Origin of the sequence: Methylobacterium sp. J-092, from assembly GCF_022829325.1 — a bacterium.
In the GTDB taxonomy this organism is placed as follows: Bacteria; Pseudomonadota; Alphaproteobacteria; order Rhizobiales; family Beijerinckiaceae; genus Methylobacterium.
Map to the genome: position 1 here is coordinate 39470 of NZ_JAKSXU010000049.1, position 11198 is coordinate 50667.

Below are 11198 nucleotides of genomic sequence, written 5' to 3' on the forward strand. Positions count from 1 at the left end.
CGTCTTCGCCGTCAGGACCGCAGGTCCGGACGATCAGTCGTTCGACTGGCGACGCTCGCCGCGGCTGCTGCGCTCGCTCCGCTCGCGCGGGGCCCGCTCCTCGCGCTCGGGCTCGCCGCGCTCGGCGCGCTCGGCCTTGAGCTTCTCGGTGAGGTCCTCGCCGGTCTCCTGGTCGACGACCTTCATCGAGAGGCGGATCTTGCCGCGATCGTCCTGGCCGAGGAACTTCACCTTGACCTTCTGGCCCTCGCTGACGACGTCCGTCACCTTGGCGACCCGCTGGGCGGCGAGCTCCGAGATGTGGACGAGGCCGTCCTTGGCGCCGAAGAAGTTCACGAAGGCGCCGAACTCCATCGTCTTCACGACGGTGCCCTCGTAGATCATGCCCGGCTCGGCTTCCGCGACGATCGAGCGGATCCAGTTGTAGGCCGCCTTGATCGCCTTGCCGTCGGCCGAGGCGATCTTCACCGTGCCGGAATCGTCGATGTTGATCTTGGCGCCGGTCTTCTCGACGATCTCGCGGATCACCTTGCCGCCGGTGCCGATCACTTCCCGGATCTTGTCGGTGGGGATCTGCATGGTCTCGATGCGCGGCGCGTACTCGCCGAGCTCGGGGCGGGCGGCGGTGAGCGCCTTGGCCATCTCCACGAGGATGTGGGCGCGGCCGTCCTTCGCCTGGGCGAGGGCGACCTGCATGATCTCCTCGGTGATGCCGGCGATCTTGATGTCCATCTGGAGCGAGGTGATGCCCTCGTCCGTGCCGGCCACCTTGAAGTCCATGTCGCCGAGGTGGTCCTCGTCACCGAGGATGTCGGAGAGCACCGCGTAGCGCTCGCCCTCGAGGATGAGGCCCATGGCGATGCCGGCGACGGGACGGCGCAGCGGGACGCCCGCATCCATCAGCGACAGCGAGCCGCCGCAGACCGAGGCCATCGAGGACGAGCCGTTCGACTCGGTGATCTCGGACACGACGCGGATCGTGTACGGGAACTCGTGGGCCGGCGGCAGCACCGGGTGGATCGCGCGCCAGGCGAGCTTGCCGTGGCCGATCTCGCGGCGACCGGGGGAGCCCATGCGGCCGGTCTCACCCACCGAGTAGGGGGGGAAATTGTAGTGCAGCAGGAAGGTCTCCTTGTAGGTCCCCTGCAGCGCGTCGATGTACTGCTCGTCCTCGCCGGTGCCCAGCGTCGCGACCACGAGCGCCTGGGTCTCGCCGCGGGTGAACAGCGACGAGCCGTGGGCGCGCGGCAGCACGCCGACCTGGCTCTCGATCGGGCGGACGGTCTTCACGTCGCGGCCGTCGATGCGCGAGCCGGTATCGAGGATGTTCCAGCGGACCACCTTCGACTGGGCCTCCTTGAACGCGGCCTTGACCTTCTCGGGCGCGAACTTCTGCTCGCCCTCGGCCGGGCACAGAGCCGCGACCACCTTCGCCTTCACGGCGTCGACGGCCTTGTAGCGCTCCTGCTTGACGGTGATCTTGTAGGCGTCGCGCAGCTCGGACTCGCAGACGCCGAGCACGGCGGCCTCGACGTCGGCGTTCTCCGGCGGCGAGAAGGCGCGCGGCTCCTTGGCGGCCTTCTCGGCCAGGCGCACGATCGCCTCGATCACCGGCTGGAAGTGCTTGTGGCCGAACATCACGGCGCCGAGCATGATCTCCTCGGACAGCTCCTTGGCCTCCGACTCGACCATCAGCACCGCGTCGGTGGTGCCGGCGACGACGAGGTCGAGCACCGCGCCGTCCATCTCCGGGACCGGCGGGTTGAGCACGTACTGGCCGTTGGCGTAGCCGACGCGGGCGGCGCCGATCGGGCCCATGAACGGCACGCCGGACAGGGTGAGCGCCGCCGAGGCCGCGACCATCGCCAGGATGTCGGGATCGTTCTCGAGGTCGTGGGTGAGCACGGTCACGACGACTTGGGTGTCGTTGCGCCAGCCCTCGACGAAGAGCGGGCGGATCGGGCGGTCGATCAGGCGGGAGACCAGCGTCTCCTTCTCGGACGGCCGGCCCTCGCGCTTGAAGTAGCCGCCGGGGATGCGGCCGGCGGCGTAGGCGCGCTCCTGGTAGTTCACGGTCAGCGGCAGGAAGTCGATCCCGACCTTCGGCTCCTTTGAGGAGACGACGGTGGCGAGAACCGAGGTCTCGCCGTAGGTGGCCATCACCGAGCCGTCGGCCTGGCGGGCGACCTTGCCGGTCTCCAGAACGAGGCGGCGATCGCCCCACATCAGCTCTTCACGTTGTACGTCGAACATTCTTGTCGTCCTTGCCATCATGCGGCGGGCGAACCCGGCGCGGCCAGGGGCAAGACGGCGGGGCACTCCGGCCGGAGGAGTGCCCTGCGATCCTGTCCCTGGTGTTCGCGCCTCGAAGTCGCCCGTTGCTCGCGGGGCCGGACCCGTTCCGGCCACCCGAGATCTTGAAAAAAGCGGTCCCGAGCCGGGCTCGGAACCGCGTGGGCTGGATTAGCGGCGGATGCCGAGGCGCTCGATGAGGCTGCGGTAGCGGGCCTCGTCGCGACGCTTCACGTAGTCGAGCAGCGAGCGGCGCTGCGAGACCATCTTCAGGAGGCCGCGGCGGGAATGGTTGTCCTTGCCGTGGGTCTTGAAGTGGCTGGTGAGGTTGGTGATCCGCTCGGTGAGGATCGCCACCTGGACCTCCGGCGAGCCGGTGTCCTTGGCGACGGTCGCGTATTCCTTGATGAGCGCGGTCTTGCGCTCTGCCGAGATCGACATCGCAGTGCCTTTCAGGTGAGGTTTTCAGAAGCGCCGTGCGGCCGCCCCTCCGGATCGGGAGGACGGCGCCTGAGGCATGCTCGAGCCTTGGCCGATGCCGGGATGTCGTCCAGCAGGGTCGTTGGTCCAAGCGGTTTCGGCCCCGCCCGTCGCCGGGCCGAGGCCGCGCGGACCATACACGAAACGGTTCGCGGCGCCAGTCCCGGCCACCGGGCGTCTCCCGGGCCGCGATGCGAATTCTTCGCTGCTGCCCGCCCGCTTGGGATATGTTCACTGAACATCAGGGGGCGACATCATGATCAGTCAGACTGCGATCGAGGCGATGGGTGTCCAGAACGACCGCCTCACGACGATGATCAGGAACATCGACGGCGGCATCTGGTGGCAGACGGATGCGAACGCCAAGGTCGAAGCCGGGAAGATCCTGGCCCAGACCGCACGCATCGGCGATGCCCTCGACGCCATCGAACGCCTCGTGAAGGGCATGGCGACGTAGCGGGAGAGGGGCACCGGCATGTCCGCCGACGGAGACGAGGCGGTCGCCCGGCTCGCCCGGCAGCTCCTGGATCAGGGCTTGGGCTGCCTGTCGCCGCACGATCGGCGCGTCCTCGCGCACATCGCCGGGCGCGTCCATGCCCGCGACGCGGGCGCCGCCGCGACGTCGCTCGCAGGCCCGGATTTCGGCGAACGCCTCGCCGACCGGGTCGCCAGGCTCGGCGGCTCGTGGGGGTTCATCATCGCCTTCACCGGCCTACTCGTCGGCTGGGTGGTCCTGAACACCGTCGTCCTCGCAGGGTCGGGGGGCGGCTTCGACGCCTATCCCTACATCTTTCTCAACTTGATCCTGTCGATGGTCGCGGCGTTGCAGGCGCCGGTGATCCTGATGTCGCAGAACCGGCAGGCGGAGCGCGACCGCATCGCCGCCGGCCTCGACTACGAGGTCAACCTGCGCGCCGAGATCGAGATCGTGTCCCTGCACGACAAGCTCGACCGCATCCGGACCGAGCAGCTGGAGGATCTGATCCGCGCGCAGACCCGGCAGATCGCCGAACTCGGCGCCGCGCGGGCCGCCCGCCCGCGCGGGTGAGCGGCGGCCGTTTCGCATGACGGAACGGTCGCACCGGAAAGCCGATGCATCCCAGCCATCCGCCCGCGTCGTTGCATCGCGAAATCACCGCTCCTATCGCTGCCGGCCTTCGGCGCCCGGAGGCGCCCTCGTCGAACGGCCGATCGCACCATGAACTCCGAACCGCTCCCGCTGCCCGAAACCCTGGCCCTGCCCGAGAAGCTGTCGCTGCCGAAGGACAGGATCCGGGTGCTGCTGCTCGAAGGCATCAACGACAGCGCCGTCGGGCTGATGCGCGCGGCCGGCTACACCAACCTCGTCCGCCTGCCGAAGGCGCTCGACCGCGATGCGCTGCACGAGGCCCTGAAGGGCATCCACATCCTCGGCATCCGCTCGCGCACGCAGCTCGACGCGGCGGCCCTCGACGCCGCCGACCGCCTGCTCGCGGTCGGCTGCTTCTCGGTGGGCACCAACCAGGTCGACCTCGACGCCGCGCGGCGGCGCGGCGTGCCGGTGTTCAACGCGCCGTTCTCGAACACCCGCTCGGTCGCCGAGCTCGTCATCGGCGAGATCGTGATGCTCCTGCGCCGGATCGTGCCGCGCTCGGTCGGGGCGCATGCCGGCCAGTGGGACAAGTCGGCGGCCGGCTCGGTCGAGGTGCGCGGCAAGACGCTCGGCATCGTCGGCTACGGCAACATCGGCACGCAGCTCTCGACGCTGGCCGAGGCCATGGGCATGCGGGTCGTCTTCTACGATTACACCGACAAGCTCCGCCACGGCAACACCGAGCCGACCGCCTCGCTCGCCGAGCTGCTCGCCCAGAGCGACGTGGTCTCGCTGCACGTGCCCGAGACCGACGCCACCGCCAACATGATCGGCGAGGCCGAGATCCGCGCGATGAAGCCGGGCGCGTACCTGATCAACAACGCCCGCGGCACCGTCGTCGACCTCGACGCGCTCGCACGGGCCCTGCGCGACGGGCACCTCGCCGGCGCCGCCGTCGACGTCTTCCCGGTCGAGCCCGGCTCGAACCAGGAGCGCTTCGTCTCGCCGCTCCAGGGCCTGGAGAACGTGATCCTCACACCCCACGTCGGCGGCTCGACCGAGGAGGCGCAGGAGCGCATCGGCTCGGAGGTCGCGCGCAAGCTGGTGGATTACTCCGACATCGGCTCGACCATCGGCGCAGTGAACTTCCCGCAGGTGCAGCTCCCGCCGCGCCCGACCGGCGCGCGCTTCATCCACGTGCAGCAGAACCTGCCCGGCATGCTCAACCGCCTCAACGCGGTGTTCTCGAGCGCGGGCATCAACATCGCCGGGCAGTTCTACCAGACCGACGGCGAGGTCGGTTACGTGGTGCTCGAGACCGACGCCACCAACGCCGACGCCGAGACCCTGCTCGCCGAGATCCGCGCGATCCCGGGCACGATCCGCGCGCGGCTGCTGTACGAGCGCCGCTGAGCGGGGCGTTCGCGGACGCCGCCCAGCGATCGATCCGGTCTCCATCGCGGCGTGACGGCGCCGGAGGGATCCTGCGAAGCACGCCGCGCTCGCTCTCCCATGAAAAGTGTGTCGGGGAGAGGGGCGTGACGCTCCGAAAGCTCACGCCTCTCATCCTGTCCTTTTCCCCCTGGGAGAAGGGACCCGTGCTCGATTCGGCGTCCGGCCGGTGCCTGAGCGCTCCGTCGCGGACGACCCTGAAAAACTTTCCGTGGCGCGGCTATCGCTGGCGCGGCACTTGCCGCAGCCTCGCTGCATCTTCCGCGGGCTCGGACATCGCCACGCCATGACCACAGGCTTCTTCGCCGCGAAGAAATCCGTCGCCGCGCTCGTCGCCGGGCATGAGGACGACCACGGGCCGGCGCTGGCGCGAAGCCTGTCGGCGTTCGGGCTGGTCTGCATCGGCCTCGGCGCGACGATCGGGGCGGGAATCTTCGTCCTCACCGGCACCGCGGCGGCGGACTATGCCGGCCCGGCGCTCGCGCTATCCTTCGTCGCCGGCGGGATCGCCTGCGCCTTCGTCGGGCTGTGCTACGCAGAGCTGGCCGCGATGATCCCGGTGCCGGGCTCGACCTACGCCTACACCTACGCGACGCTCGGCGAGCTCTGCGCCTGGATCATCGGCTGGGACCTCGTCCTCGAATTCGCCTTCGCCGCCGCCACCGTCGCGGTGGGCTGGTCGGGCTACGCGCAGAGCCTGCTCGCGGATGCGGGCCTGCGCCTGCCGGCGGCGCTCGCCGCGGCGCCCGGCGGAGGCGGCCTCGTCAACCTGCCCGCCGCAGGGATCGTGCTCGCGCTGACGGCGCTCCTGATGCGCGGCAGCCGCGAGGCCTCGCTCGTCAACACCGCGATGGTGGCGCTGAAGGTCGCGATCATCCTTGCCTTCGTCGGCGTCGGGGCGGCGCACCTGAAGCCGGAGCTGTGGCACCCGTTCATCCCGGAGAACACCGGCACCTTCGGGGAATTCGGCTGGAGCGGCATCCTGCGCGGCGCCGGCGTGGTGTTCTTCGCCTTCATCGGCTTCGAGACGGTCTCGACCGCCGCCGGCGAGACCCGCGACCCGCAGCGCGACGCGCCGATCGGCCTGCTCGGGTCCCTGGCGGTGAGCACGGTGCTCTACGTCGCGGTCGCCACGGTGCTCACCGGGCTTGTGCCCTACCGGGCGCTGAACGTCGCCGACCCGATCGCCAAGGCGATCGACGCGATCGGGCTCGGCGGCTTCGCCGTCGCGATCAAGCTCGGCGCGCTGATCGGGCTGACGACCTCGACGCTGACCGCGCTCTACGGCCAGGCGCGGGTCTTCTACGCGATGGCCCGCGACGGCCTGCTGCCGCGGCTGTTCGCGCGGGTGAGCCCAACGACGCGCACGCCCATGCTGAGCCAGGCGACGATCGGCCTGATGACCGCGCTCGTGGCCGGCCTCGTGCCGATCGAGGAACTCGGCGAGCTGGTCAGCATCGGCACGCTCTTCGCCTTCGTGCTGGTCTGCACCGCCGTGCTGATCCTGCGCCGGACCGAGCCGGAGCGGCCGCGCCCGTTCCGGGTCCCGGCGGTCGGACTGGTGGCGAGCCTCGGCATCCTGTCCTGCCTGCTGCTGATGGCGGGCCTGCCGGGCCAGACCTGGATCCGCCTCGCGGTCTGGCTGACGCTCGGCCTCGCCCTCTACGCGGGCTACGGACGCAGGAACGCCCGCCGGGTGAGGGCGGGCGCGTCGCGGGCTTAGAGCTGGAACCGAGCCTCATGGGGCCTGACCCATGAGGCTCGGTGCGGACGCTCAGAACGAGCGGCGGTGCGGGGTCTGGGCGCCGCCGTAGCGGCGGCGGAGATACGAGACGACCTTCGGCAGCAGGAAGGCGAGCAGGATCTTTCGCATGGGGTCGGCGAACCTTCTTCACGAGCGTGTGAAGATGCAATGCGCCGGCCCCGTTCGCGTTCCGGTCAGAGCTCCAGCGTCAACGTCACGGGCGCGTGGTCGGACGGGCGCTCCCAGCCGCGGGCCTCGCGCGCGACCTCGACCTTGCGCACGGTGCCGGCGAGGTCGGGCGAGACCCAGGCATGGTCGAGGCGGCGGCCCTTGTCGGCCGCCGCCCAGTCGGGCGAGCGGTAGCTCCACCAGGTGAAGATCTTCTCCGGCGGCGGCGTCAGCAGGCGCGCGGTGTCGACCCAGCCGGCCTCGTTGCGCAAGCGTTCCAGCGCCTCGGTCTCGATGGGGGTGTGGCTCACCACGTCGAGCAGCTGCTTGTGCGACCAGACGTCGTGCTCCAGCGGCGCGACGTTGAGGTCGCCGACGAGGATCGCGGGGCCCTTCACGCGCCGCCCGCCCCAGGCGCGCAGGTCGCGCAGGAAGTCGAGCTTGTGCGCGAATTTCGGGTTGAGCGCGGTGTCGGGCACGTCGCCGCCGGCCGGCACGTAGAAGTCGTGCAGCGCGATGCCCGCCGCGGCGCCGGCCTCGGGCCCGAGCACCGCCGAGATGTGGCGCGCGTCCTGGCGCTCGCAGAAGCTCATCACCGCGCGGGTGACGAGCGGAAACCGCGACAGGATCGCGACGCCGTTGTAGCCCTTCTGCCCGGCGAAGACGACGTTCTCGTAGCCCGAGCCGCGCAGGGCCTTCAGCGGGAAGGCGTCGTCCGGGCACTTGGTCTCCTGCAGGCACAGCACGTCGGGCTTCGCCTCGGCGAGGAAGCGCAGCACGAGATCGATGCGCAGGCGCACCGAGTTGATGTTCCAGGACGTGACGGTGAGGCGCAACGGAAACGCTCGCGGTTGTCGGGGGGAGGCCGGTGGATAGCGCGATTCGCCAGCGCGATCGACGCTGCGACCGGGCGGCCTGCGGAAATGGCGTGCTCCGCCCCGGACGACGGGGTATGTCCGCGCAAAGACCATCGGTCGGCCCCGCTCGACGACACGCCAGAGACATAGCCCCTTGCCGCGCATCCGCTCCGTCCTGTTCAACGCCTACTGGGCCGCCTGGACGGCCTTGTTCCTAGCACCGCTCGCGGTGCTGGCCGCCTCCGGCTCGCCGGTCCGGCCGATCCGCGCGGCGACGCGCCTGTGGGCGCGGGGCATCCTGTTCGGGCTCCGCACGATCTGCGGCCTGCGCTACGTCGAGGAGGGGCGCGAGCGCATCCCGGCCGAGCCCTGCCTGATCGTTGCCAACCATCAGTCGGCCTGGGAGACGCTGGCCTTCCTGATCCTGGTGCCCGACGTGGCGATCATCGCCAAGCGCGAGCTCGTCGCGATCCCCGTGGTCGGCTGGTTCCTGCGGCGCTCGCCGATGATCATCATCGACCGCGCCAACGGCACCCAGGCCCTGCGCACGATGATCGACGAGAGCCGCGCCGCGGTGGCCGACGGGCGCTCGGTGCTGATCTTCCCCGAGGGCACCCGCGGCACCATCGACGAGAAGCTGCAGTTCAAGCGCGGCGTCGAGCTGCTGTACGGGCGTCTCGGCCTGCCGGTGCTGCCGGTGGCGGTCAATTCCGGGCTGTACTGGCCGACCGGGTCGTCGACGCGCGCCGGCACCGTGACGGTGAGCTACCTCGCCACCCTGGCGCCGGGCCTGCCGGCTGCCGAGTTCATGCGCGGCACCGAAGGCGCGATCGACAGCGAGCTCGATCGCTGGCGCCCGCAGGCGGCGTGAGGGCCCTCAATCGACCGCGCCGTAATAGGTGAAGTGCTTCCGCACCGGCTCGATCACGTCCCAGGTGCCGGAGAAGCCCTTCGGCGTGACGAAGGCGTCGCCCGCGCGATAGGTCTTCGAACGGCCCTCGGCGTCGGTGACGGTCACCACGCCTTCGAGCAGGTGGATGAACTCGTCCCGACCGAAATCGATGCGGAACTTGCCCGGCCGGCAGGTCCAGATCCCGGCGGCGAACAGCTTGTCGGGGCTCTCGTAGACGTAGGTCGCGGTCTGCTCGGGGCGGCCCGAGAGGATGCAGGAGCGCTCGGGCCAGTACGTCGCGCTCGGCGGCTGGACGGCCGGGAAGTCGACGTTCGTCATCGTCGGCCCGTCCAGCACCGGCGGCGGCGGGCCGGCCGGGCGGCGAAGGCCCGGCACCACCGCGAGGAACGCGGCGACGGGGCCTGCGAAGGTGTGGAGCAGCCTGGCGATTTCCATGTCGAACCCTTCCTCGAATCGATCGAGGGGCACGATCGGGCGGCGCGCCTTCACGGCGGGTTCACCGGCGCGCCAGGCCACGCCGATCGGCGCGCTTCGGGACGTCCTTCCCCGGATCGATGCGGAAAGCGTTAAGGAAGCCTCACCATGGCGGCCTTTCGCGGACCTCAGGGGGTCTGGGACTGCTTGATCCGCTCCTGCATCGCCTTGTCCTCGGGGCGCCCGTAATTGATGAAGAACAGGTTGCCGTCGACGGCCTTGCCCTTCTGCAGGTTCGAGAGCTGCACGGTGGTCAGGTAGCCCTGCGGATCGGTGATCCGCCACTGGCCGAGCACCTTCATGTCGGCATCGAAGTACAGCTGGATCTTCGAGGTCCCGCCGAGCGTGGCGCGGTCCTCCAGGCTGATGCGGACGCCGCCCGGGTCGTTCGAGACGTCGGTGACGGTGAGGTCGCGGGCGAGGTCGATCTTCTCGCGGACCAGGAACTTCAGTGGGGTCTGCGCGATGAAGTACAGGTCCTGGGTCGCGAGCTTGCGGTCGCGCACCGCCACCGAGGTGCCGTCGGCCACCACCTCCAGCGGCGAGGGCGCGTCGTAGTCGAAGCGCAGGCGCCCGGGCTTGGCGATGGTGAGCTTGCCGCCGATCTTCCGCCCGTCCGCGGCGATCTGGATGAACGAGCCGGTGAGCGTGCTCATGCCGTTGAAGTAGGCGTTGGCCTGGGCCAGCACGGTGGCGGCGTCCGGCGCCTCGTCGGAGGCGGCGGCCGGGGCGGGGGTCGGCGCGCCGACGGCGGCGACCTTCGCATCCGCCGCGGCGGGCTTGGCGGCGACCGGCTTGGCGGCGGGCTTCTCGGCCGAGCGCGACTTCGCGTCCTTCACCGAATCCTTGCTCGCATCCTTGGCCGCAGGCTTGGCGACCGTCTTCTTCGCGGGTGCCGCGGCCGGTGCGGCGGGGGCCGCCTCGGGCTCGGGCGCGGGAGCGGGCTGCTCCTTGCGGCCGAACAGGCCGTCGAGGAAGCTGCTGACCTGTGCGTCGGCCGGCGCCACCGGGGCGATCCAGGCCGCGACCGCGAGGAGCGATCCGGCAAGTCGGGTGCGGCGGCCGAGCATGGTCAGGCGTCTCCTGGGCGGGTGCGGGGTCCCGCAAGCGATGGTCGGCTTCAAGCGCGAAGGCGTGCGAAACGCCCGTCGCGCCGTGATGCCCCCTCGGGGCGCCGGGCCGTGTCGTCGGATGCCGTTAGAGCGGCGCCCTGTGGCGAAGATGCGACGCCGGCCGCGTTTCCGGCCGGCGCCTCGTGGTCACTCGTCGTCGTACATGCAGGCGGCGTGGGGCGCGCCCTCGACCAGGATCTCGCGCTTGCCGGCGTGGTTGGCCTGCCCGACGATGCCCTCGATCTCCATCCGCTCCATGATCGACGCAGCGCGGTTGTAGCCGATCTGCAGGCGGCGCTGGATGTAGCTGGTCGACGCCTTGCGGTCGCGTAAGACCACCTGGATCGCCTGCTCGTAGAGGTCGCCGGCCTCGCCGCCCGACGCCGCCACGAAAGCGCCGACGTCGAAGACCGGAAGGTCGGCTTCCTCGGTCTCGGCCTCGACCGCCTCGGCCTTGCCCTTGCCCCTGCCGGCCGATTTCGGCGCCTCGTCGGACCCGTCGTCGGCGGTGACCGCCTCGAGGTAGGCCGGGCGGCCCTGGCGCTTGAGGTGGGCGACCACGCTCTCGACCTCCGAATCCGAGCAGAACGGCCCGTGCACCCGGGTCGTGCGCCCGCCGCCGGCCATGAACAGC

11 protein-coding genes are annotated in these 11198 nt (G+C 70.5%); 5 read left to right on the plus strand and 6 right to left on the minus strand.

Features of this window, described 5'->3' with window-relative positions:
* Positions 1-33: 33 nt before the first annotated feature.
* Positions 34-2253: a polyribonucleotide nucleotidyltransferase gene (gene pnp / locus MKK60_RS03320; RefSeq protein WP_147840990.1), complete on the minus strand. Its 2220-nt coding sequence runs from the start codon at positions 2251-2253 to the stop codon at positions 34-36.
* 210 nt (positions 2254-2463) lie between these two features.
* Complete coding sequence (rpsO, locus tag MKK60_RS03325; protein WP_147726935.1) at positions 2464-2733, minus strand: 30S ribosomal protein S15; 270 nt, start codon at positions 2731-2733, stop codon at positions 2464-2466.
* Between the two features lie 295 nt (positions 2734-3028).
* Here rpsO and MKK60_RS03330 point away from each other — a divergent pair, with 295 nt between their 5' ends.
* From MKK60_RS03330 to MKK60_RS03345, 4 genes are all read left to right on the plus strand, one after another.
* Positions 3029-3229 carry a hypothetical protein gene (locus MKK60_RS03330; RefSeq protein WP_243983932.1) on the plus strand — a complete coding sequence of 67 codons (201 nt, stop codon included), beginning with the start codon at positions 3029-3031 and terminating at the stop codon, positions 3227-3229.
* A gap of 18 nt (positions 3230-3247) precedes the next feature.
* A complete protein-coding gene (locus MKK60_RS03335) occupies positions 3248-3820 on the plus strand; it encodes a DUF1003 domain-containing protein (protein ID WP_243983933.1) in 573 nt (190 codons plus the stop codon).
* 150 nt (positions 3821-3970) lie between these two features.
* Entirely contained in the window at positions 3971-5257 is a 1287-nt protein-coding gene (serA, locus tag MKK60_RS03340; protein WP_243983934.1) for a phosphoglycerate dehydrogenase, read from the plus strand.
* Positions 5258-5582: 325 nt separating this feature from the next.
* On the plus strand, positions 5583-7019 hold the full coding sequence (locus tag MKK60_RS03345; protein ID WP_243983935.1) for an amino acid permease: 1437 nt from the start codon (positions 5583-5585) through the stop codon (positions 7017-7019).
* A 215-nt stretch (positions 7020-7234) separates the two neighbouring features.
* On the opposite strand, the gene xth is transcribed toward MKK60_RS03345, so the two are convergent.
* Entirely contained in the window at positions 7235-8044 is an 810-nt protein-coding gene (xth, locus tag MKK60_RS03350) for an exodeoxyribonuclease III (protein WP_147840986.1), read from the minus strand.
* A gap of 175 nt (positions 8045-8219) precedes the next feature.
* Here xth and MKK60_RS03355 point away from each other — a divergent pair, with 175 nt between their 5' ends.
* The gene (locus MKK60_RS03355) at positions 8220-8936 is read left to right on the plus strand and encodes a 1-acyl-sn-glycerol-3-phosphate acyltransferase (RefSeq protein ID WP_147858237.1); all 717 of its coding nucleotides are present in this window, start codon (positions 8220-8222) and stop codon (positions 8934-8936) included.
* A 6-nt stretch (positions 8937-8942) separates the two neighbouring features.
* Here the strand turns inward: MKK60_RS03355 and MKK60_RS03360 are convergent, their stop codons facing one another.
* The 3 genes from MKK60_RS03360 to MKK60_RS03370 form a co-directional block, all read right to left on the minus strand.
* Entirely contained in the window at positions 8943-9413 is a 471-nt protein-coding gene (locus tag MKK60_RS03360; protein WP_147728930.1) for a cupin domain-containing protein, read from the minus strand.
* 167 nt (positions 9414-9580) lie between these two features.
* Complete coding sequence (locus tag MKK60_RS03365; RefSeq protein ID WP_243937140.1) at positions 9581-10522, minus strand: outer-membrane lipoprotein carrier protein LolA; 942 nt, start codon at positions 10520-10522, stop codon at positions 9581-9583.
* 189 nt (positions 10523-10711) lie between these two features.
* Positions 10712-11198, minus strand: a 487-nt coding sequence (locus MKK60_RS03370; protein WP_279603953.1) for a DNA translocase FtsK, incomplete at its 5' end; no start/stop codon positions are given.